The sequence below is a fragment of the Streptomyces sp. NPDC047869 genome, from assembly GCF_040704065.1.
Taxonomy (GTDB): Bacteria; Actinomycetota; Actinomycetes; order Streptomycetales; family Streptomycetaceae; genus Streptomyces.
In genome coordinates this window covers 32,771-55,617 of the sequence record NZ_JBEYRK010000009.1, presented here as the reverse complement: position 1 = coordinate 55,617, position 22,847 = coordinate 32,771, and the positions used below count along the sequence as shown (strand labels likewise).

Annotated in this window: 17 protein-coding genes; 6 read left to right on the top strand and 11 right to left on the bottom strand. The window is 73.2% G+C overall.

Annotated features, from left to right (window positions below):
• Nucleotides 1–34: 34 nt before the first annotated feature.
• Nucleotides 35–1,351, bottom strand: a complete 1,317-nt coding sequence (locus AB0924_RS14305) for a copper amine oxidase (RefSeq protein ID WP_358935175.1) — start codon at nt 1,349–1,351, stop codon at nt 35–37.
• Nucleotides 1,352–1,408: 57 nt separating this feature from the next.
• On the bottom strand, nt 1,409–2,227 hold the full coding sequence (locus AB0924_RS14300; RefSeq protein ID WP_358935173.1) for a Tat pathway signal sequence domain protein: 819 nt from the start codon (nt 2,225–2,227) through the stop codon (nt 1,409–1,411).
• Nucleotides 2,228–2,423: 196 nt separating this feature from the next.
• Here AB0924_RS14300 and glgX point away from each other — a divergent pair, with 196 nt between their 5' ends.
• From glgX to AB0924_RS14285, 3 genes are all read left to right on the top strand, one after another.
• Nucleotides 2,424–4,565: a glycogen debranching protein GlgX gene (glgX, locus tag AB0924_RS14295; RefSeq protein ID WP_366911513.1), complete on the top strand. Its 2,142-nt coding sequence runs from the start codon at nt 2,424–2,426 to the stop codon at nt 4,563–4,565.
• Between the two features lie 94 nt (nt 4,566–4,659).
• A complete protein-coding gene (treY, locus tag AB0924_RS14290; RefSeq protein ID WP_366911512.1) occupies nt 4,660–7,029 on the top strand; it encodes a malto-oligosyltrehalose synthase in 2,370 nt (789 codons plus the stop codon).
• Nucleotides 7,030–7,141: 112 nt separating this feature from the next.
• Nucleotides 7,142–8,392, top strand: coding sequence for a M14 family zinc carboxypeptidase (locus tag AB0924_RS14285; RefSeq protein ID WP_366911510.1), 1,251 nt, complete (start codon nt 7,142–7,144; stop codon nt 8,390–8,392).
• 140 nt (nt 8,393–8,532) lie between these two features.
• Here AB0924_RS14285 and AB0924_RS14280 read toward each other — a convergent pair whose 3' ends face one another.
• The gene (locus AB0924_RS14280) at nt 8,533–8,946 is read right to left on the bottom strand and encodes an SSI family serine proteinase inhibitor (protein WP_358935165.1); all 414 of its coding nucleotides are present in this window, start codon (nt 8,944–8,946) and stop codon (nt 8,533–8,535) included.
• 88 nt (nt 8,947–9,034) lie between these two features.
• The gene (locus AB0924_RS14275) at nt 9,035–9,595 is read right to left on the bottom strand and encodes a DUF1707 and FHA domain-containing protein (RefSeq protein WP_366911509.1); all 561 of its coding nucleotides are present in this window, start codon (nt 9,593–9,595) and stop codon (nt 9,035–9,037) included.
• A 175-nt stretch (nt 9,596–9,770) separates the two neighbouring features.
• Between AB0924_RS14275 and treZ the strand changes: the two genes are divergently transcribed.
• On the top strand, nt 9,771–11,516 hold the full coding sequence (gene treZ / locus AB0924_RS14270) for a malto-oligosyltrehalose trehalohydrolase (protein ID WP_366911508.1): 1,746 nt from the start codon (nt 9,771–9,773) through the stop codon (nt 11,514–11,516).
• A gap of 3 nt (nt 11,517–11,519) precedes the next feature.
• Here treZ and AB0924_RS14265 read toward each other — a convergent pair whose 3' ends face one another.
• From AB0924_RS14265 to cyc2, 4 genes are all read right to left on the bottom strand, one after another.
• Nucleotides 11,520–12,470 (bottom strand): phosphotransferase, encoded by a 951-nt coding sequence (locus AB0924_RS14265; protein WP_366911507.1) that lies wholly within the window; start codon nt 12,468–12,470, stop codon nt 11,520–11,522.
• A gap of 53 nt (nt 12,471–12,523) precedes the next feature.
• Nucleotides 12,524–13,651 (bottom strand): aminopeptidase P family protein, encoded by a 1,128-nt coding sequence (locus AB0924_RS14260; RefSeq protein ID WP_366911505.1) that lies wholly within the window; start codon nt 13,649–13,651, stop codon nt 12,524–12,526.
• Between the two features lie 289 nt (nt 13,652–13,940).
• Entirely contained in the window at nt 13,941–14,534 is a 594-nt protein-coding gene (locus AB0924_RS14255) for a PDZ domain-containing protein (protein ID WP_366911504.1), read from the bottom strand.
• Nucleotides 14,535–14,701: 167 nt separating this feature from the next.
• A complete protein-coding gene (gene cyc2, locus AB0924_RS14250) occupies nt 14,702–16,864 on the bottom strand; it encodes a germacradienol/geosmin synthase Cyc2 (RefSeq protein WP_366911503.1) in 2,163 nt (720 codons plus the stop codon).
• A gap of 228 nt (nt 16,865–17,092) precedes the next feature.
• On the opposite strand from cyc2, the gene AB0924_RS14245 reads away from it, so the two are divergent.
• Entirely contained in the window at nt 17,093–18,355 is a 1,263-nt protein-coding gene (locus AB0924_RS14245; protein ID WP_366911502.1) for a cytochrome P450, read from the top strand.
• Here the strand turns inward: AB0924_RS14245 and AB0924_RS14240 are convergent.
• Nucleotides 18,332–19,531 carry a damage-control phosphatase ARMT1 family protein gene (locus AB0924_RS14240; protein ID WP_366911501.1) on the bottom strand — a complete coding sequence of 400 codons (1,200 nt, stop codon included), beginning with the start codon at nt 19,529–19,531 and terminating at the stop codon, nt 18,332–18,334. The two genes, AB0924_RS14245 and AB0924_RS14240, sit on opposite strands and share 24 nt — an antisense overlap.
• Before the next feature lie 22 nt (nt 19,532–19,553).
• Nucleotides 19,554–20,201: a ScbR family autoregulator-binding transcription factor gene (locus tag AB0924_RS14235; protein WP_366911500.1), complete on the bottom strand. Its 648-nt coding sequence runs from the start codon at nt 20,199–20,201 to the stop codon at nt 19,554–19,556.
• A gap of 398 nt (nt 20,202–20,599) precedes the next feature.
• Here AB0924_RS14235 and AB0924_RS14230 point away from each other — a divergent pair, with 398 nt between their 5' ends.
• Nucleotides 20,600–21,532, top strand: coding sequence for a lytic polysaccharide monooxygenase (locus tag AB0924_RS14230; protein WP_366911499.1), 933 nt, complete (start codon nt 20,600–20,602; stop codon nt 21,530–21,532).
• Nucleotides 21,533–21,550: 18 nt separating this feature from the next.
• On the opposite strand, the gene AB0924_RS14225 is transcribed toward AB0924_RS14230, so the two are convergent.
• Nucleotides 21,551–22,204 (bottom strand): Tat pathway signal sequence domain protein, encoded by a 654-nt coding sequence (locus AB0924_RS14225; protein WP_358935141.1) that lies wholly within the window; start codon nt 22,202–22,204, stop codon nt 21,551–21,553.
• Nucleotides 22,205–22,847 lie beyond the last annotated feature (643 nt).

Below are 22,847 nucleotides of genomic sequence, written 5' to 3'. Positions count from 1 at the left end.
GTCGGCGATGCAGCCGGATGGACAGGTCGGTTTCTCAACTACGCGGGCGCCAGTGGCCGTTCTGCCATGAGAGCTCGTCCGGAGTGAGCGGATTCATAGCCGTGACGTCACGTGGTGCGATGGCGAAGCCCTGCCAGTGGATCGGCATGGGCTGCTGGTCCTCGTCCCGGGCTATGTGGTGGAAGCCCACGTTCATCCAGACGACCGGGTGAGTGAGCGTCTGGCCGTTGACCCACTTGTCCACGGACTTCGGGTAACCACGGGCGCAGTTCGGATTGTTACTCGCGAACTGCTCGCACTTGTTGTACTCGGTGAAGTACACGTCGTGCTTGGTGAAGCTGCGGCCCGGGTACCTCGTGGTCGGGCCGGGGACGATCTCGTACGAACGCGCGTGCCCGTCCTTGTTCTTGCCGGTCGCGCTGACCACCCGCCACCAGCGGTAGGTCTTGGAGTCGCCCGCGAGTTCCTTGGTGACCTTGGTGCGGGTGGTCTTGGCGGTGGGCGCCTGCCGGCCGGGGGCGGGCGCGGTGACGGCCGAGTCGTACTGCTCGACCTTGGTCTTCGAGGAGCCGTCGAGGCCGAAGTCCAGCCGCCAGAAGACGTTGTGGCTGTGACTGGTGGCGTAGGCCTTGGCTCCCTTGCCGATGGGCCAGCCACGGCCGTCGCCGGCGTCGTAGTCCTCGTAGGAGAGGCTGCCGGTGGCACCGACGTTCATGTTGACGGTGCCGTCGTCCTGGAAGCGCCACTCGGTCATGTACTCGTACCAGCCGACCTGGTTGACCGTGTAGACGAGCAGGTCCTTGCCCTGTGCCTGGAAGACCTTGTTGGCCGTGTCGCCCTGCATGCGGTAGGCGTGGCCGCGCGAACGCGTGGTGGTGCACAGGCCCTTGACATCCGGGTGGTCCGGGTCCCAGGAGTCGGGGACGCGGACGGTCCTGATGGTGCCGCCGGGGCACTCGCCGGGCGCCAGGTTCACCAGGCCCTGGGCGAAGCCGAAGCCGGTCAGGTCGTCATACTCGACGCTGCCGTCGTCGTAGGGGACGTCGATCTGGGCGAGGCGGGCGCTGTTGAGGACCTTGATCGGCTTGGGCTCGCCCTTGGGCTGGTAGGAGACGTTCTCCAGGACCAGGCCGGCCTTGCTGTCGTAGCGCCAGCACATCCGCCAGGTGGTGCCGCTGGAGAGCTTCTGCTCGATCTTGTAGGCGGCGCTGCAGTCCGCGGCGGCGGCCGGGGCGGCCTGCGGCCGGGCGGCCGCCGGTCCGGCACCGGCCGTCACGCCGGCGGCCAGGGCGGCCACGGTGAGGCCGACGGCCGCGCGCGTGCGGGCATGACTGATTCTGTTCTCACGCATGAAGAAGTGGCTCCCTTGCAGGAGATGCGAGTCGGAGAGGTGGACGGGCTGCCGGGCTCAGTGGCGTGCGAGCCGGCCGACCTTGCGGGCGCTGAGGTCGACGACCAGCCACCTGGCGTCGATCCAGGGGCCGTTCTTGACCTTCGGGAACAGCCGCACGCAGCGGTGCTCGCCGCACTTGTCGAGCACGGCCGGCTGCCCGCCCGGGGTGGCGCGGTAGACGGCGCCGTTGAGCCGGAGCTGGTCCGGGGAGGTCAGCTCGTGGCCGGTGGCGTCCCGGTAGTCCGCCCTGAGGCCCGCGCCGAGCGGGTCGGCGATCAGCAGCCTGGCCGCCTCGGCGTTCTCGTCCCGGCTCAGCGGCGGCTGGACGCCCTGGCTGGTGACACTGCTGACGACCTTGCCGGTCCCCAGGTCCACCGTCCTGGTGATGAGCGCGTCGCTCTTGTAGTCGTAGAAGCTCACGTCGGCCCGGCGCGGCGCTCCCGGGTCGTCGAGTTCGTCCGCCTCCGGGTCGGCCAGGTCGACGCTCAGGCGCTGCGGGCCCCGGTGCCCGTCGACGTTCTCACCGGCGCTGAGCATCCGCCCGCTCACGGCGATGCTCTCGACCCGCCGGATCTCGTCGTCGGTCAGCGGGTCGCGGCCCGTGCCCTTCTTCCCCTCGGCCGGCGCCTGCTTCACGACGCCCGGCGGGACCTCGCCCGGCCCCTGCCCCGCCTGCTGGGCGGCCGGTGTGCCGCCGCCGCCCTTGTTCCCTCCCGTTTCGTCGGCCCCCGCCGTGCCGGGCAGGGTGACCGCCACCATCACAGCGGTCCCGGCCACCGCCAGGGCCGCGCCGGCCACCACCTTGCCGAGATGTCGGTGCACTGTCTCGCGCACATCTGCCCCCTACTCCCCCAAGATCCCCGGGAGTACGTGTATCCCCACTGATTCGGCACACGGCGGGTACACGAGTCGCCGTATGCACTGGTCGGCCCGTAAGAGGGCAGTAAGTCTCGGGAGGTTCCCTCACTTTCGGGGAGACTCGCAGCCAACGCGCCCCCAGCGGGGCCGCACACCTGGAAGAGTCGTGGTCATGCAGGTCTGGCCTGGAGAGGCGTATCCGCTCGGCGCCACATACGACGGCGCCGGAACCAACTTCGCGGTCTTCACGGAGGCCGCGCACCGAGTAGAGCTGTGTCTGCTGCACGACGACGGCTCGGAGACGGCGGTGGAACTGCGCGAGAGCGACGCGTTCGTGCGGCACGCGTACCTGCCGGGGGTGATGCCGGGACAGCGGTACGGGTTCCGGATGCACGGCCCGTACGACCCCGCGCGCGGGCTGCGCTGCAACTCGGCGAAGCTGCTGCTCGACCCGTACGCGAAGGCGGTCAGTGGGGCCGTGTCGTGGGGCGAGGAGGTGTACGGCTACCACTTCGGGGCCACGGAGAGGCGCAACGACCTGGACTCGGCGCCGCACACCATGACCTCGGTGGTGATCAACCCGTACTTCGACTGGGGCGACGACCGTCCGCCGCGCACCGACTACCACCACACGGTGATCTACGAGGCCCATGTGAAGGGCCTGACGATGACCCATCCCGGGCTGCCGGAGGAGCTGCGCGGCACGTACGCGGCGCTCGCCCATCCGGCGATCATCGAACACCTGACCAAGCTCGGGGTGACGGCGCTCGAGCTGATGCCCGTGCACCAGTTCGTGAACGACCACCGGCTGGTCGACATGGGCCTGAACAACTACTGGGGCTACAACACCATCGGCTTCTTCGCCCCGCACAACGCCTACGCGTCCTGGGGCGACCGCGGCCAGCAGGTGCTGGAGTTCAAGTCGGCGGTGCGGGCGCTGCACGAGGCCGGGATCGAGGTGATCCTGGACGTCGTCTACAACCACACGGCCGAGGGCAACCACCTGGGCCCGACGCTGTCCTTCAAGGGCATCGACAACCCGTCGTACTACCGCCTCACGGACGATCCGCGGTACTACATGGACACCACGGGCACCGGAAACTCGCTGCTGATGCGGTCCCCGCACGTGCTCCAGCTCATCATGGACTCGCTGCGGTACTGGGTCACCGAGATGCACGTGGACGGCTTCCGCTTCGACCTGGCCGCCACCCTGGCGCGGCAGTTCCACGAGGTGGACCGGCTGTCGTCGTTCTTCGACCTGGTGCAGCAGGACCCCGTCGTCTCCCAGGTGAAGCTGATCGCCGAGCCGTGGGACGTGGGCGAGGGCGGCTACCAGGTGGGCAACTTCCCGCCGCTGTGGACCGAGTGGAACGGCAAGTACCGCGACACGGTCCGGGACCTGTGGCGGGGTGAGCCGCGGGCGCTCGCGGAGTTCGCCTCCCGGCTGACCGGCTCCTCCGACCTCTACCAGGACGACGGCCGCCGCCCGCTCGCCTCGATCAACTTCGTGACCTGCCACGACGGGTTCACCCTGCACGACCTCGTCGCCTACAACGACAAGCACAACGAGGCCAACGGGGAGGAGAACCGGGACGGCGAGAGCCACAACCGGTCCTGGAACTGCGGGGCGGAGGGCGAGACCGAGGACCCGGGGGTGCTGGGGCTGCGCGCCCGCCAGATGCGCAACTTCTTCGCCACGCTGATGCTGTCCCAGGGCGTGCCGATGATCAGCCACGGGGACGAGTTCGCCCGCACCCAGCGCGGCAACAACAACGCCTACTGCCAGGACAACGAGGTGTCCTGGCTCCAGTGGCCGGAGCCCTCGGAGAAGGCGCCCGCGCAGGACGCGTCCGCCGAGGAGGACCTGCTGGAGTTCGTCCGCGCGATGGTGTGGCTGCGCCGGGACCACCCGGTGTTCCGGCGGCGCCGCTTCTTCCACGGGCGGCCGGTGGAGGGCACCCGCGACGAGCTGTCCGACGTGGCCTGGTTCACTCCCGAGGGCAGCGAGATGACCCAGCGGGACTGGGACTCGGCGCCCGCGTCCGCGCTGACGGTGTTCCTGAACGGCAACGCCATCTCCGAGCCCGGTCCGCGTGGGGAGCGGATCACCGACGACTCCTTCCTGCTGATGTTCAACGCCTCCCCCGGGGCGCTGGAGTTCCAGGTGCCGGTCGACCACGGCCGGCAGTGGCAGGTGGTCGTCGACACGGCCCGCCCGGACGGCGTGCCGCCGGGCACGGGCCCGAAGGTGGCCGCCGGCGACCGCGTCACCCTGCCGGACCGCAGCCTGACCGTGCTGCAGCGGCCCGCCTAGACCGTGCCCGTGGGGGGCGTGCGCACTCCGGCGTGCGCCCCCCACGTGCGGAGGTGATGACACGAAATCCGGCGCGCTGGGTACGTAGGGTTCCATGACTGCTGCGCGACCCGGACCCGAGGTACCCACCGCCACCTACCGGCTGCAACTGCAACCCTCGTTCCCGTTCGCCGCCGCCGCGGCGGCGGTCCCGTACCTGGCGTCGCTGGGCGTCTCGCACCTGCATCTGTCCCCCGTCCTGGAGTCGGTCCCGGGGTCCACGCACGGATACGACGTCGTGGACCACACGCGCGTGCGCGGGGAACTGGGCGGCGAGGACGGGCTGCGCGCGCTCTCGCGGACCGCGCGCGAGCACGGCCTGGGCCTGGTGGTGGACATCGTGCCGAACCACATGGCCATGGCGCCCCGGCACAACCGGGCCCTGTGGGAGGTGCTGCGCGAGGGGCCCGAGTCGCCGTACGCGCGCTGGTTCGACATCGACTGGGCGGCGCAGGGCGGCCGGGTCCTGCTGCCGGTGCTCGGCGGGCCTGCCGGCTCCGAGCTGGACGGGCTGGTGGTCGACGGGGACGTGCTGCGCTACCACGACCACGCCTTCCCGCTCCGCGAAGGAACCGCGGACCTCCCGCTGCCCCGGCTGCTGGACGCGCAGTGGTACCGCCCGGTGTGGTGGCGGCTGGCGCGCACCGAGCTGAACTACCGGCGCTTCTTCAGCATCTCCGAGCTGATCGGGGTGCGCGTGGAGGACCCGGAGGTGTTCGACGCCACCCACGCCAAGATCCTCCAGCTCCTCCACGAGGGCGTGGTCGACGGGCTGCGCATCGACCACCCCGACGGACTCGCGGACCCCGACGCCTATCTGCGGCGGCTGCACGAGGCCACCGCCGGGCGCTGGACCGTGGTGGAGAAGATCCTCGCCGACGGCGAGCACCTGCCCGCCTCCTGGCCGGTGGCGGGCACCACGGGCTACGACGCCCTGCGCCACGTCGACGGCCTGTTCACGGACCGTACCGGGGCCTACGAGCTGCTCGGCCGCTACCGGGCGTTCGCGGCTCCGCAGACGGACCGGGGCGGCAACTGGGACGCCACCGTCCGGCGGGCCGCCTACAAGGTGCTCACGCACGAACTGGCCACCGAGACCGACCGGCTCACCCGGGTGGCCGCCCGGCTGTGCGCCGCCTCGCCGGACCTGTCGCTGCGCGACCGGGCGCCATGGGCGCTGCGCACGGCCGTGGAGGAGCTGCTGGTGCGGATGCGGGTCTACCGGCCCTACGCCTCCCAGGACGCCTCCGCCGTCATCACCGAGCAGGCCGCCGAGGAGGCCCGGCTGGCCTTCGTGGTGCCCGAGGAGGCGGACGCGGTCGGCATCGTGCGGCGGCTGCTCGTCGGGGACCCGGGCGACGCCTCGGCCCCGGACCACGCCGACCGGGTGGAGTTCCGCACCCGGTTCGCGCAGACCGCGTCGGCACTGCGCGCCAAGGCCGTGGAGGACACCGCGTTCTACCGTTACGTGCCCCTGCTGTCGGCGGCCGAGGTGGGCGGCGATCCGGGCTCGCCCGGGGTCCCCCCGGAGGACTTCCACGCGTACTGCGCGCGCGTGCAGCGCGACTGGCCCGCCACCGGCACGGTCGTCACCACCCATGACACCAAGCGCAGCGCGGACGTGCGCGCCGCGCTGGCCGTGCTCACCGAGTGCCCGGGCAGCTGGGCGAAGGTGCTCGCCGAGGTGTCCCGGGCCGGGGAGGGCGCCCCCGACGGGCAGCTCGCCTGGGCGGCCTGGCAGACGGTGTTCGGGCTCGGCCCGGCGGAGGAGGAGCGGGTCCGGGAGGCGCTGCTGAAGCACGTCCGCGAGGCCGGGATGTACACGAGCTGGACCGAGCAGGAGCCGCCGTACGAGGAGGCGGTGGCCGCCTTCCTCACGGCGGGGCCGTGCGGGCCGCCCGGCGAGCGGGTGGCCGCCCTGCGCAAGGCGCTGGAGCCGCACATCCGGGCGAACGTCCTGGGCACCGCTCTGGTCCAGCTCACGATGCCGGGGGTGCCGGACCTGTACCAGGGAACGGAGAGCGAGTACCGGGCGCTGGTCGACCCGGACAACCGGCGGCCGGTGCCGTTCCCGCCTCCGGTGCCCGGCGAGAAGGACGCGCTGACGGCGGCGGCGCTGCGGCTGCGCGCCCGCCGGCCCGGCGCGTTCGGCACGGCGGCGACGTACACCCCGCTGGCGGCGGACGGGCCGGCCGCGGAGCACTGCCTGGCGTTCACTCGTTCGGGTGAGGTGGTCACGGCGGTGACCCGGCTGTCGCTGCGGCTGGCGGAGTCGGGCGGCTGGCGGGAGACGCGGCTGGAGCTGCCGCCGGGGCGGTGGGCGGACGCGCTCGGCCCGGGACGTGAGTTCACCGGGCAGGTGCGGGTGGCGGACCTTCTCGGCCCGTTCCCGGTGGCCCTGCTGGAGCGGACCGGCGAGGACTGAGGCGCGGCGGGGAACGCGTCCGGGCGCCCCCGGGAGGCTCCCGGCGCCGTTCTTGACAGTTCACCCACGCCGTGCGGCACTGGGAGGGCGAAGCCGGTTGGACAAGTCGGGGGTGAGTCTCCTGCCGGAGCTGCGCTATCCCAGCGTTCCCCAATTGGTCGCCTCCGCCCGGGCGCTGGCCGCCACGGAGCCCCGGCTGTGTGCGCTCAGGCAGGTGGGCGCCTCGCGGGCCGGCCGGCCCCTGCACCTGCTGTCGGTGGGGCACGCCGGCCGGGCGGTGCTGGTGGTGGCGGGCGCCCACGCCAACGAACCGACGGGCGGCTGCACCCTGCGGACGCTGGCCGAACGGGTGCTGGGCGCACCGGAGTTGCGGGCGGGCACCTCCTGGCACTTCCTGCTGTGCGCTGACCCGGACGGCGCGAGCCTGCATGTGACCCCGGCCCCGCGCAGCCTGCTCGACTACCACCGGGGGTTCTACCGGCCCACGGGCGCGGAGCAGCCCGAGTGGTCGCCCGCGGTGCTGCCGCCGGACCGGCTGCCGCCCGAGACACGGGCCCTGACCGGGGTGATCGACGAGGTGCGCCCGTACCTCCAGGTGACGCTGCACGGCACCGATCTCGGCGGTAGCTGGGTGCAGTTGACGAAGGACGTGCCGGGACTCGCCGAACCGTTCGCCAAGTCGGCGGCCGAGCTGCACATACCGGTGGAGACGGGCGCCTCGGACGCGGCGGGCTGGCCCGCCTCGGGGCCCGGGGTGCACGTGATGCCCGGCCCCGACAGCGGCGTCGCCTACCCGAGCCTGCCGGACGACGCCCGGCACAGCACCTGGTACCACGCCCACCGCTACGGCGGCCTGACGGCGGTGGTGGAGGTCCCGATGTGGGCCAGCGACCTGGTGGGCGACCCCGCTCCGCACCCGGCACCGGCGGCGGCGATACGGCGGCTGGCGGCGCGGCTGCTGCGGGACGCGCTGGAGGTCGAGCGGGTGTTCGACGACGCGCTGCCCCGGCTGAGGGACACGGGCGGGCCGCTGCTGCGGGCCGCGCGCTGGGTGCTCGACCTGATACCGGGCCTGGCCCGGGACTGGGTCCAGACCCCGCCGGCCGCCACGACGATGGCCTACGTCGGCAGTGTGGACGCCTTCGGGCGGCGGCTGCCGCTGCGGGCGGCGGCGATGCTGCTGCGGGTGCTGCGGGAGACGGACGACCGGGCGGTCCCCGCTCTGGAGCGGCTCGTCGCCTTCTGGTGCGAGGCCTACGCGGCGCGTTTCAAGGCCCGCTGGGTGCCGTTGGAGGACCAGGTGGAGCACCAGTCCCGGACCGTGCTGGTGGCGGCTCAGCAGGCCCGGGAGCGGGCGGAGTGAGGCTTCGCCGGGGCGCGGGACGGCGTATGGCGTACGGCGTCCCTGCCACCCCGCGCCCGGGCGGTCCGCGGGGCGGGTCGCGTCCGCCCGGGTCGGTCCGCCCTGTTCGCCGTACCGCCCGGTCGGCCGTCCCGCCCGGGTCAGTCGTCCAGGGCGAAGACGGAACCCGTGTGCGCGTTCATGACGCACCTGCTGGCGTACGTCTCCTGGAACTGGACCGGCCGCCCCTTCCACTCCCCGTGCGCGCGGGCGGTCACGGGGGCGTAGATCATCGGGCAGAACACGTCCTTCCGCGGGATGCGCGCGATGTCCCCGCCGGCGGCGGCGAGCCCGGCGCAGGCGGCGGCCGCGTGCGGGTGCCCCTGGGGCGGGCCGCACCGCAGCAGGGTGCCGTGGGAATCGGTGGACGGACTCTCGCCGCGGCTGACGGTGAGGTAGAGCCAGTCGCCGGACGGGGTGGCGCGGGAGGCGGCCTGGGCCGGTCCCGCGCCGAGGAGGCCGGCGGCGGCCAGCACGGCGCCGGCGGCCGCGGTCGCTCGGGTGATGTACGTCATGCCCGGTGCATCGGCACGGCGGCCCGTGTTCCCCACCCCCACTCACCCGAACGGAACCGCGCGGGCGGACGGCCGTGAGCGGGCCCGGTCAGGTGTCCCGGTGCGCCGCCAGCCGGAAGACGGTCCGGCCGAAGGCGACCTGGTCGCCCTCGCGGACCACGACGGCGCCGGTCACCCGGCGGCCGTTGACGGTGGTGCCGTTGGTGGAGCCGAGGTCCCTGAGGATCCACATGCCGCCCTCGCGGCGCAGTTCGGCGTGCACCCGGGAGACGGTGTCGTGGTTCAGGCGCAGCCCGTTGGCGGGATCACGGCCGATGCGCAGCGGGTGGCCGCCCGCCGGGTGCGGCAGCAGCAGCTTGGGCAGCCGCTCGGCCTGCCAGGCCCGGCGCAGCCGTACGGAGAAGCCGGAGACGGCCTCGACGGTGCCGAACAGCGCGCGCGAGAAGCGGTTCTCGCGGGGCAGGTCGGCGGTGAGGGCCGCGAGTTCGTCCGCGCCGTGGGCGGCGAGGGCCAGTTCCATGCGGTGCACGAAGGTGTCGTGCGACAGCCGTCCCATGGCGGCGCCTTCCCGCAGCACCCGCAGCGCCTTGTCGCGCTCCGCGTCGGACAGCCGCGCGGGTCGCAGGGGGAACTCGAAGGACGACGTCACGCTGGTGATTGTCAGGGGTGTGAACCCCCGGTGTCCAGAATCGGGGAAAACGGTGCCGACGTACCCGTACCCGCGCGACACCCGCCGGGAAAGCCCGGATTCGAAAGCGGATTGATCGCTTTCGCGGCACGATGGAGTCGCTACATCACGGTGAGCAGACGAAGGGGAACCGTCCGTGCAGTTCGAGGTGTGGGCACCGCAGGCAGACCGTGTGACGCTCCATTGCGACGGCGCGACAGGCGCGTTGGAGCGCGATCCGCAACGAGCCGGCTGGTGGCGGGGGGAGGCCGGGGCGCGGGACGGCTCGCGGTACGGGTTCGCGCTGGACGACGGTCCGGTGCTGCCCGACCCGCGCTCGCGCCGGCAACCGGACGGCCCGGACGGCCTGAGCGCGGTCGTCGACCACGGGCGGTACGCGTGGCGGGCCGCGTGGACGGGGCGCGGGCTGCCGGGGGCGGTGCTCTACGAGCTGCACGTGGGCACGTTCACCCGCGAGGGCACCCTGGACGCGGCCGCGGCCCGGCTGGAACACCTGGTGGAACTGGGCGTCACGCATGTGGAGTTGATGCCGCTGTGCCCGTTCCCCGGGCGACACGGCTGGGGGTACGAGGGGGTGTCGCTGTGGGCGGTGCACGAGCCGTACGGTGGCCCCGGGGCACTGAAGCGGTTCGTGGACCGGGCGCACGAACTCGGTCTGGCCGTGGTCCTGGACGTCGTCCACAACCACCTGGGCCCTTCGGGTAACTATCTGCCCCTGTTCGGGCCGTACTTCACCGACGCGCACCACACGCCGTGGGGCTCGGCGGTGAACCTGGACGCGCCCGGCTCGGACGAGGTGCGCGCGTTCCTGGTGGGCAGTGCGCTGGCCTGGCTGCGGGACTACCGGCTCGACGGGCTGCGGCTGGACGCCGTGCACGCGCTGTACGACACGCGCGCGTGCCACTTCCTGGAGGAGCTGTCCGCGGCCGTCGACGGCCTCGCGAGCGAACTGGGCCGCCCCCTGTCGCTGATCGCCGAGTCGGACCTGAACAACCCGCGGTTCATCACCCCGCGCGCGGAGAACGGCCTCGGACTGCACGCCCAATGGAACGACGACTTCCACCACGCCGTGCACACCGCGCTGACCGGCGAGTCCCAGGCGTACTACGCCGACTTCGCGCGGGACCCCTTCGACGCGCTCGCCAAGACGCTCACCGGGGGCTACTTCCACGACGGGACGTACTCGAGCTTCCGCGGGCGCGTCCACGGCCGGCCGCTGGACCGGGCCCGGGTGGCCGGGCACCGGCTGCTGGGCTACAGCCAGACCCATGACCAGATCGGCAACCGGGCGCAGGGGGACCGGCTCTCCGCGCTCCTCTCCCCCGGTCTGCTGGCCTGCGCGGCCGCCCTCACGCTGACCGCGCCGTTCACGCCGATGCTTTTCATGGGTGAGGAGTGGGCGGCGGGCACTCCTTGGCAGTTCTTCACCGACCACACGGACCCGGAGCTGGCCGAGGCCGTACGGCGGGGCAGACGCCGGGAGTTCGCGCAGCACGGCTGGGCCGAGGAGGACGTACCGGACCCGCAGGACCCGGCGACCCGGGACCGGTCCTGCCTCGACTGGTCGGAGCCGGAACGCGAGCAGCACGCGCGCGTGCTGGCCTGGTACCGGCGGCTGATCGCGCTGCGCCGGGAGCAGCCGGACCTGACCGATCCCGACCTCGCCGACACGAAGGTGGCCCACGACGCCGAGGCACGCTGGCTGGCGTTCCGGCGCGGGGACGTCCGGGTGGCGGTGAACCTGGGCAAGGAGGAGGCCGCGATCCCGCTGGGCACCGGCCGGGTGGAGGTTCTCGCCGCGTGGGACCCGGTGCGGGCGCCGGGCCCGGACGGACTGCTGCAGGTGCCCGGGGAGTCGTGCGTGGTGCTGATCCAGCCCTAGCCGCTACCGCGGGGGTTCGTCGTCGTCGTCCTTGAACTCGGTCACCCGCTCCAGCAGGATCGGCTCCCAGGCGCGCCGCAGCCGGCTGCGCAGCAGCGGCAGGGAGCCGGGGGCGCGGCCCTCCAGGTCGCCGGCGAGCCGCAGCACGGTGTCGCAGCGGGCGAGCCACAGGCCGCGCAGACAGGGGCGGGGGCCGTACCCGGCGAGGGTGGCGGCGCGCACGGCGGCCGGGGAGCCGACGGCCACGGCGAGCCCCGCGATGTCCTCGGCGGGGTCGCCTAGAGCCGCCTCGGTCCAGTCCAGGACGCCGCGCACCCGGCCGTCGGCGCTGACCACCACGTGCTCACCGGTGAGGCCGTGATGGGTCAGGACGGCGGTGCCGTGCTGCGCGGCGAGCTGGGCGGCGCCGGGCGGGGTGAGGTGCAGCCGGGTGGCGTCGAACTCGTCGGCGGCGGCGAGCCGTTCGGCCGCCTGTACGGCCATGCGGCGCAGCGCGTCCAGGGAGCGCGGGGCGGTGCGCGGCACCCCGAGCGCCTCGGCCTGCCGTACCGGCACCGCGCGCAGCCCGCCGAGGAGCCCGGCGAGGTCGGCCTCGCCGACGGCGGAGACGTCGTGCTCGTCGGCGGTGCCGCCGGGCACCACCGTGTCGAGGGTGTAGGCGAGTCCGGGCGCCCAGTCGCCGTGGGCGACGCTGACCGGGACGGTGACGGGCACGTGCGGGCGGACCAGGTCGCGCAGGCGCAGTTCCCGGCGGCGCCGCGCCGAGGCGTCCCGGTCGGGGGCGAGGCGCAGCACCTGCTGGGTGCCGACCCACCAGGTGTGCTCGTGACCCTCGCCCACGGGGTGGACGTCCGGTCCCCCGTCCTCGCCGGTGTTCCGGCCGGTGCTCTCCTTGAGCAGCGAACGGACCAGTCTGCGGACGGTGTCCGCGGTGGGTGTCGGTGCCTGGGTCATGGGTCGCGCGCAGCCGTTCCGATCCGTCGTCGAGGATGTGTCTCCCGGTCCCCTCAGTCCACTATGACCATCTCACGGGTGGTGTTGTTGAGGCGGCGGCCGCCGTCCCCGGTCACCGTGACGATGTCCTCGATGCGCACGCCGAAGCGGCCGGGCAGATAGATGCCCGGCTCCACCGAGAAGCACATGCCGGGCACCAGGGGCTGTTCCTCGCCCTCGATCATGTACGGCGGCTCGTGCGTGGTGACGCCGATGCCGTGCCCGGTGCGGTGGATGAAGTACTCGCCGTATCCGGCGTCGGTGATGACCGCGCGGGCGGCGCGGTCGACCTCCTGGCAGGCGACGCCCGGCCGCACGGCCCGGAATCCGGCCTCCTGCGCGGCGCGGACGATGTCGTGGACCCGGCGCTCCTCCTCGGTCGGCTCGCCGACGTGCACGGTGCGCGTGGTGTCCGAGCCGTAGCCGTCCTTGAGTCCGCCGAAGTCGAGGACGACCATGTCGCCGGGCTGGATGACGCGGTCGCCGACCTCGTGGTGCGGGTTGGCGCCGTTGGGGCCCGAGCCGACGATGGTGAAGTCGACCTGGGAGTGCCCGAAGCGGCGCAGCAGGTCGGCGAGGTCGTGGCCGACGTCGGACTCGCGGCGGCCGGCGAAGGGCACCTTGCGGATCTCCTCGAACGCCTGGTCGGCGGCGGCTCCGGCGGCCGCCAGCAGGTCCAGTTCGGCAGCGTCCTTGACTCCGCGCAGCATGGGCAGGGCGTCGGTGAGGGCGGCGTAGGAGGTGCCGGGCAGGGTGCGCTGGAGCCCCAGCAGATGCATCGCCCAGGTGTTGTCGCTGATGCCGAGGCGTCCGTCCGCCGCGAGGAGGGCGGCCGTGACGGCGTAGGGGTCCTTGGCGTCGGTCCAGTCACGCAGGGTGAGCACGGACGCGGCGGGCGACCGCTCGGCGTCCGGGGCCTCCAGGGTGGGCACGACGAGCACGGGGTCGCGTCCCGGGGTCAGCACCAGCACGGTGAGCCGCTCGGTGACCGCGGTGGGCGTGTAGCCGGTCAGCCAGACCATGTCCGGTCCCGGTGCCACGAGCAGTCCCGCGAGGCCGACGTCGGCGGCGGAGCGCGCGGCGCGCTCCATGCGGGCCCTGTAGTCGTCGGCGGTGAAGGGCGCGGGCGTACTGCCGGTCATCCGGGGCCTCCGAGCGCGGTCGAGTGACGGGGCGAAGCGGTTCCGGGCAGCATCCTGCCCGGCCGGGCCGGGCGGCGCGAGCCGATGACGAAGTCCGCGCGGAGCGGCAGGCGGGCGCCGGGGCCCGGCACGGGACCGTCAGCGGCACCGGTACGCGGGTGACCTGCGGCTTCCGGGCTGCCCCGGCGGGGCAACGCGAGCATGCCGGGGCAACGCGCCCCCGGCAGGACGGTGCGGGCCCGGATGCGCGGCGCGCGGCCCGGGCCCGGTCAGTTGGGCTCAGGTGAGGTCAGGTCACGACGCCCGGTACGACGGTCAGCTGCTGGTAGCCGCCGCCGCTGTGGCGGACGGTGAGGGTCACCGTGGCGCCGGGCCGGGCATGGGACACGGCGCGGGCCAGGTCGGCGGCGGTGTCCACGCGGGCGGCGCCGAACTGCAGCAGGACGTCGCCGCGGACCAGGCCCGCCGTGTAGCCGGGGCCGGGCACATGGACGCCGGTCACGAGCGCGCCCGCCTTCGGGGCGTCCACGGCCTCCACGCCCAACGTCGCACCGGTGGCCGGGGCGTCGGCGGGCCCCGGGAGGGCGGCGGGGGCGCTGCCCGCCGTGGCGACGGGGGCCGTTCCGGCCGGGTGGTCCCGCGGCGGGGCCTGCTGCCGCAGCTCGGCCGGCCGGCTCATGCCGATCACGGTGGCGCCCACCGTGCCGATGCCGACCCCGCAGAGCAGCACGACGGTGCCGGTCAGCAGCCCGAGCAGCGGGGTCCTGAGCCGCCGGCCGCGCCGGCCCGCGGCGTGCGGCCGGCCGGCGGTGGGTTCCGCGGCGGTTTCCTCCCGCCGTTCCCGGCCGGGCATCGGCTTGGGCCGCAACGCTGTCTGTTCCATGGTTCACTCGCCTCCGGATGGTGCCTACCCGGGACGCCGGGCCGCGACGAGACACGAACGAGTGAGACTGGCCGGAGGGTGGCGCGGGGCAGCCCTGGGACCGGTGCCCGGACGCCGGCCGGCGCGTGAGCCGCCGGCCGGGTGGCCCACGGCTCACGCCCGGTCCGTCAGCCCGGGGACAGCACCGGCACTCCGGGGGTGCGGCCCGGCAGGAAGCCGTGGGCGCGGCGACCGAGCCACTCGGCCTTGTAGCGGTCGACCTCCCGGTGCCAGTTCAGGATGCCCGCCATCCAGTTCTGCAGGTCCAGGACATAGCCGTCCATGGCCGCCCGCGCCTCGCCGGAGAGCTGGAAGTCCTCGTACATCACCGGCAGTTCGTGCTCGACGACATGCTCGAACTGCCGCATCCGCTGGGTCGTCAGGTCGTGGACGACGCCGAGCGCGGCCGGGTAGTCCACGCCGAAGAAGTTCTGCACGACGAGCACGGCGTTGTGGATCTCGCCCTCGTACTCGATCTCCTTCTGGTACGAGAAGATGTCGTTGAGGAGGCAGGCGTAGTCGATCGCGGCGTTCTCCAGGGAGCGCACCGGGCCGCTGCGGTAGACCTCGGGCGGGACCGCCGGGCCGTGGCCCATGCGGCACATGCTCAGGGTGAGGTCGGAGCCGAAGGTCGAGCGCCGCATCTCCAGGTAGTCGACAGGGTCGGGGACGCGGTGCAGCGCCTGGTTGGACAGCTCCCACACCCAGCTCTCGGTCATGGTGTCCACGGCCGCCTTGAGGGTGCGCCGCTGGTCCGGCGTCATCTCCGCCGTCGTGCGCGCCCACAGGTCGGTCAGACCGCGCTCCATGGCGCTCACGGTGACGACGGCCGGTTCGCCCTCCACCGGCATGCAGGCGGAGAGCCGGGCCGTGGTCAGCCGGGCGGCGGCCAGGTCCCGGCGGTGACCGTACACCAGGGGGTAGTAGTCGTCGCCGTACGTGCCCCAGGCGAGCCACTGGGCACTGAGGCCGAGGGCCTCCGGGGTGGCGTCCGGGTCGAGGCCGGCGGAGCAGAGCGCGAGGTCGTACGCGGCGAGCTTGTCCTCGTCCCAGACGCCCTCGCCGAGGATGCCCATGCGGTGCGACCAGTCGACGAGGCCCCGGCGGGCGGTGTCCAGATGGGGGCTCAGCGCCAGCTCGTACGGCATGTGGAAGTCGGGCAGCCGGGACGGGCCGACCTTCTGGTACGGCACGTGCGAGTGGGCGCGCAGACGCTCCGCGGCGGCCGCGGCGAGCAGCGCGCCGACGTCGGCGGCGGAGGCGCCGGGGCCGCTCGGCGGCTGCCAGGGGGAGACGGACCGGGCCCCCGCGTTCATGTAGCGGCTGGAGCGCAGATGCCATTCGTGGCCGCCGGACTGCCAGTCCTGGAGTCCCTTGGCGTAGGCGGCCACCGCGGCGACCTCACCGGGCGCGAGTCCCTTCTCCAGCGCGACGGCGGGCACTTCGGTGAGCGCGGTGTGCTCGAACTGGTGCAGACGTGAGGTGAGGATGTCGTTGACGGTCTCGGCGGCCTCCTGGGTGGTGCAGCCGAAGAACGTCTCCAGCACGAGGACGCCGTTGCTGTTCTCGCCCTCGTCCTCGACCTCACGCTGGTAGGAGAAGAGGTCGTTGCGCAGGTGGACGGCGTCGGAGAAGGTCTCCATGAGCACCCTGAGCGGCCGGGTGCCGGCGACGGCGGCGGGCACCTCGGCGGTGGCGTACTCCACCAGCCCCGCCGACCAGGGGGCGCCGCCCACCTTGCGGCGCATCTCGATGTACTCGACCGGGTTGGCGATCCGCCCCTCGTTGATGTTGGACAGCTCCCACAGTGACTCGTTGAGCAGGTGCTCGGTTGCTACGGAGAAGCGGCGGCGCCAGTCGACGGACATCGTCGGCACCGTGCGCCGCCACAGGTCGGCGAGGCCCGCCTCGACCGGGTTCTCCGGCTCCGGCACGGGCGCGGTGGGGCCGAGCGGCATGAACAGGGGCAGGCGGTCCAGGTGGGCCTTCCCGGCGGCGCGGTCCTGGGTGCGTTTGTACATGTCCAGGAAGTGGTCGTCGAAGAAGAACACCCACACGTACCAGTCGGTGATCAGGGAGAGGGCCGGTCCGTCGCAGTCGGGGTGGGTGTAGGCGCACAGGAGCCCGTAGTCGTGCGCCTCCAGGTCGGCCTGATCCCAGATCCCGGAGCCCTCCAGCATGCCCATCTCGCGCGCCCACGCCGTCGAGTGGGCACGTGCCACGTCGAGGTGCGGGTTGAGCCGCGCGGGATACGGCATGTAGAAGTGCGGGAGTTCGAACGGCTGCGTCATGGCGGGGCCCTACCCGGCGCCCGGGAGGGCCATCCGGGACGCGGCGCATGATCACACCATCGCGTGAAATGCCATGGAAAGGGACAACTGGCGCGGAGGCCGGTGCCGTTGGCCGCATGTGACGCGGGTGTGTGCCGCGCGTCCGTCCGCCCCCTTGCCGGGTGCCCCCGGTGCGGGCCACCGTGGGAGCGTGACGACCCTGACGCGAACGGACTCGGGCGGGCCGGCGTGAGCGTGCGCGAGGCCCCGCCGGTGCCCGATGTCTTCGACCCGCGCCGGTACGCCGCCGGAGTGCCCCACGCCGACTACCGCGTCCTGCGCGACCACCACCCGGTGGCCTGGCAGGAGGAGGCGGAGGTGCTGGGCTGGCCGGCCGGGCCCGGGTTCTGGGCGGTGACCCGGCACGCCGACGTGGTGCGTGTGCTCAAGGACCCCGCGACGTTCTCCTCGCACCTCGGAGCCACCCAGATCCGGGACCCCGACCCGGACGACCTGCCGTTCATCAGGCGCATGATGCTCAATCAGGACCCGCCGGACCACGGCCGGCTGCGGCGGCTGGTGAGCCGGGCGTTCACACCTGGGCGCGTCGACCGGTTCGCGGCGGTCGCGCGGGAGCGGGCGCGCACGCTGCTCGCGCGGGCGCTGCGGGAGGCTCGCTCGGGCGACGGCACGGTCGATCTGGTGGCCGCCGTCACCGACGAGTACGCCCTGCTCAACCTGGCCGATCTGCTCGGCGTTCCGGAGAGCGACCGTGGTCTGCTGCTGCACTGGACGCGACGGGTGATCGGCTACCAGGACCCGGACGAGGCAGCTCCCCCGGTGCTGGACGGAACGGGCAGGCCGGTGAATCCGCGGTCACCGGTCTCGCTGCGGGACATGTTCGCGTACGCCCGGCAACTGGCCGCGCACAAGCGGCGGTCCCCGGCCGACGACATCCTCACGACCCTCGCCCACGACGAGGATCTCGCCGGCGCCGAACTGGAGATGTTCTTCTTCCTGCTCACCGTCGCGGGCAACGACACGGTGCGCGGCGCGGCTCCCGGCGGGCTGCTGGCGCTGATGGAGCACCCGGACCCCTACCGGCGGCTGCGCTCCGGAAAGGTCGGACTCGGCCCCGCGGTCGATGAGTTGCTGCGCTGGCATCCTCCCGTGCTGACCTTCCGGCGGACGGCCGCACGGGACACCGAGCTGGCGGGGCGCCGGATCCGGGCGGGCGAGAAGGTCGTGGTGTTCCACGCCTCCGCCAACCGTGACGAACGGGTCTTCACCGATCCCGGGCGGCTGGACCTCACCCGCTCGCCCAACCCGCACGTCTCCTTCGGGGACGGCCCGCATGTCTGCCTGGGCGCCCATTTCGCCCGGCTGCAACTGCGGCTGCTGCACGAGGAGGTGCTGCGCGCCCTGCCCGGCCCCCGGCCGGCCGGTCCGGCGCGGCGGCTGGTGTCCAACTTCATCAACGGCGTCAAGTCATTGCCCGCGTACGTCGTTTGACGCGTTCACCTGGATCAGCGCGTGGGTGCCTGCGGTGCGCCAGCGCTGTCCCTCCGCGGCGACCAGCGCGGCCTCGGTGGCCGGGGTGAGGCCGGTGATCACGTCGGACTTCAGGGTGCGAAGGGCGGCGACCGGGCCGGGGAAGCCGGCGGTCGCGTCCTGGAACGACGTGGTCGGCGGCCACCGCCGGTCGCCCACCAGCCGCCGGTAGTTGAGGTCGCCCTTGACGACGGTCAGGGTGGCCGGGGCGAACTCGGCCCGCAGGTCGTCCGGCAGGCCGGCGTACGGCAGCGGGGCGCTGGAGAAGGGGTGGGCGCGCACCGTGACCCGCCCGTCGGCCATGGCCGCCCAGAGCAGCCGCCCGTACTCGCCCGCCGCTCCGGGCGCCGCGACGAGCCGCCGCAGGGCGTCGACCACGTCGGCGGTGGTGGCGTCGGAGACGTAGTACGGGTACGGCTTGACGTGCAGCACCGCCCGGCCGATCCGGCCCGCGCCGAGCAGGTGGGCGATCAGCAGCAGATCGGGGACGAGTTCACGGCCCGCGTTGTCGGCGACCAGGCAGAGCGTGCCGGCGCCGGCGGGCGGCAGCAGCGACCACAGGATCTCGCTGTCGTCGGCGACCAGGGCGGGCACCGGTCCGGCGGCCTCGGCGTCCCCGGCGGAGAGACGGAAGCCGAGGTCGGCGCGGTTGCCCCAGAGTGAGCCGTGCAGCAGGGCGCGGGCCCGTTCCGGCTCCGGCCGGTCGCGGAGCGCGTCGAGCGCGGCCAGTTCCTCGCCGGTCTCCGGGGCGTCGAGTTCGGCACGCTTGAACGGGCGGAAGGGGTCGACGCCCTGCCAGGCGCCGGGGCCGAAGTAGCCGACGGCCTCGAGCAGCAGGCGGTAGAAGTAGCTCTCGGACCACAGCCACGGCACGTCGAACCAGGACCGGCCCACGTGGTCGTCCAGGCCCCAGGCACGCCACCGTTCCAGGTCGCCCGCGTCCTCGGGCAGCGGTTCGAGCACGCCGTCGAGGCAGCTCTTCAGCAGCTCGTCCAGCGCCCGGTGCTGCCCGGGGCCGTAGGGGAAGGCGTCCCGTACCTGCCGGATGATCGCGGGGTGCCGCTCGGCCAGCACGCTGTGCGGGAACGAGCCGGGTTCGTGTCCGAGGAGCACGGGCGCGGCGGGGGTGTCTGGCATGCCCGCCACCGTACCGCGCTGGTCAGCCGGTTCTGATCTCCCGCTCCAGCTGCGTGGCGAGGGTGAGGTAGCGGGGGCGGCGGTGCACCGGCACCACGCCCCGGATCATGAGGTACCACATCTCGGCCACTCGCCGGGGCAGCCGTGCGACCGGTTCGAGGGAACGGCCGGCGACCCGGGTGCCGATGAAGAAGCAGACCAGGGAGTGCGCGACGACGCCCACGTCTATCTCGGGGTGCACATCGGCCTCCCGGACAGCACCGCTGAACTTGCGGCCGGCGAACTCCAGCCACTCGGTGAACGGATGCCGCATGGGCGGCCGCACGGGGACGTCCGTGGTGGCCAGGCGCAGTCCGGCGCGCGGCACCGGGTCCTCGACGGCGAGCCGGGCGACGGCGAACGTGGTGCGCATCAGGGATTCCAGCGAGGAGTAGCCGCGGCCCTCCACGTCGTCGACGACCTTCTGCGCGGCCCTGGACTGGAGGTCGAGGATGGCGTGGGCCAGGTCCTCCTTGGCGGCGAAGTGGAAGTACAGCGCCCCCTTGGTGACCTTCGCATGCCCCACGATGTCACTCAGGCTGGTGCACTCGTAGCCCTGCCGGTCGAACAGGTCGGCCGCGGCCGTGATGATCGTCGCCCGTGTCTGCTCCGCACGTAACTGCCTCGCCATCGAATGACCCCTCCTCGCGGCTCGACCGAACGGGACACGCGGTTTGTTTTGACCTCACGCACACGATAACTCACGGAACAGCCACGGGAGTCGGCCAGGCGGAAATTCGTCGAGGGCAGTTTTCGCCCAGCCTCACCACCTCCGCTCCGACCTTGCGTTCCGCAAACGGTTTCCGTCAGGAACCGCCTGTTCCGCTACTCCGCTGGTTTCCACAAGCCAAGTACCGGCACGGTCGGCATCGTTGACCGGCACACATCCGGACAGACGGCCTCCCGGCCTGGCGTATGCGGGGACGCGTGCGAAAACAGCCGACGCGGTCTGTGATGAACGCGGCGTACGCGTCCGCCGTACTGGATGCGGCAAGCCCCGTTCCCGCGCCCGCCGAGGAGACGTCCCGGATGACTCGGATGACCGCCCGCCTGAGCGTCACGGCGGCCGCCGCGGTGGCCCCGCTCCTGCTCCTACCGTGGGTGGCGGGGTCCGCCCGGGCCCACGGCGCCCCCACGGACCCGGTCAGCCGGGTGTACGCCTGCTCGCCCGAGGGCGGCGCCGCGAACCGGTCCGCGGCCTGCCGGGCCGCGGTGTCCGCGAACGGCGCTCCGTTCACCGCGTGGGACAACCTGCGCGTGGCGGGCGTGGCGGGCCGGGACCGGCAGGTGATCCCCGACGGCAGGCTGTGCAGCGGGAACCTGCCCGCCTACCGGGGGCTCGACCTGGCCAGGGCGGACTGGCCTGCGACCCGGCTGGCCCCGGGCGGGCGGCTGACTATGACGTACGCCTCGACGATCGCGCACACCGGCACGTTCCGGCTGTACCTCACCCGGCCGGGCTACGACCCGACGAAGCCGCTGACCTGGTCCGATCTGCCTACGCGCCCCTTCGCGGAGGTCAAGGACCCGCCGCTGACCAACGGGGCGTACCACCTGGGGGCCACCCTGCCGAAGGACCGGACGGGACGTCAGATGCTTTACACGATCTGGCAGAACAGCAGCACTCCGGACACCTACTACTCCTGCTCCGACGTGGTGTTCCCGGCGCAGGCCGGCGCGGCGGCGAAGGCCCCGAAGCCCGCCGGAGCCCCGGAAGCTCCGGTGAGCACGCGGCCCACGCGAACCCCGGCCGCCCGCCCCTCGGCACCGGCCTCCGCCTCCGCTCCGGCTCCCGCCGGGACGCCGGGCACCCCGTCGGTCGACACCGGTGACGGCGCACCGGTGGCCGAGGAGACCCGCGCGGACGCGGGCCCCTCGGCTCCGTTGGTGGCGGGCGGCGCCGCCGCGGTACTGGCGCTCGTCGCGGGCGCGGTCCTCGTCCCGCGGCTACGGCGGCGCTGAACGCCTGCTACTCGGTGCTCAGTTGACGTACACCAGGGCGCCGGCGTCGGTGACGGGGGCGTACTTCGCGGTGAAGTAGCCGCTGGCGAAGCACAGGGACGAGCCGGAGAACTTGGTGAACTGCTGGTTGGTGAAGGTGATGCTGCTGTCGGTGTTGCTCGCCGTGCCGGTCAGGCCCGCCGCCCGGTAGACGCAGGTGACGGTGCCGAGCAGGGTGCGCAGCTTGACCGTGGTCTGGATGGTGGAGCCGCTGGGCGGTGAGACGGTGAGGGTGCCGGCGGAGGTGACCGTCGCGGTGTAGGGCAGGTTGTCGACCACGATGCTGCTGACGCCCAGCACGCCGGTGACGTTGCTGGTGCAGCTGCCGGCGTCGAAGCTGTGGCCGGTGACCGACTCGGTGGCCGTGCCGGGGGCGGCCGGGTTGTCGGCGACCGTGGCGGTGAACTGCGAGGTCTTGCAGCTCACGCCGCTGGTGCCGGTCGCGCTGGAGTAGAGGGTGGCGGAGGTGCCGGAGGCCAGCGGCGCGGTCAGGGTGTCGCCCACGGCGGCGGCGGTGCCGCCGGTGCCGCCCGTGGTCAGGACGGCGCCGCCGGCCGCGGACGACGGGACGGCGGTGGCGGCGGTGAGCGCGGTGGCGGCTCCGGCCAGGGCGAGGAGGGTGCGCGTACGCATGCGGGTGCCTCTCTTCGAAGTGGGGGTGATGTGGGGTGAGGTGGGGGGTTGAGGGTGCCGTCGAAAGGGATGGGGCCTGGCGGCGTACCGGGGCGTGACGCCCCTGCCGGTCCGCCACCGTTGCCGGTCCGTGACGCCTTCTCCGTACGTGACGGACCGGCAGCGGCGGCCGGCCGGTGAACCGGCACGAGGCCGGGAAAGGGCCTGCCGACCGGGCCGGACGGCCGGACCACGGCAGGGCAGGGCAAGGCAGGGCGCGAAGGGCGGTGGAGCGTGCCGGGCCGGCGTGATGCCGGGCGGAGCGGTGATCAGAAGGGGCCGGGAAGGCGGCCGATGCCGCTCGGCGGATCCGGCGCCACGGATCCAGGGGAAACCAGGCAGAGTTTTAGACCTGATGGACCATCAACGTCAAGGGCTGCAACAGGAGTTGCCGTCCGGTCGCACCGTCGACACCCTATTTTCACAACTCCCTTGACCCTTCAAAGTAACCGGCGGTAACTTCCGAGAAGGCTACTGACGCGTAACGAGAAAGCCCTTGCACCCGCCGGGAGTGCGAGGAGGCGTACGCGCGACAGCCAAGTCCGCGCCAGGACACCGCGCCACTGGAGCCCGATCCGCATCGATCCATGCCCATGGGAGCAGA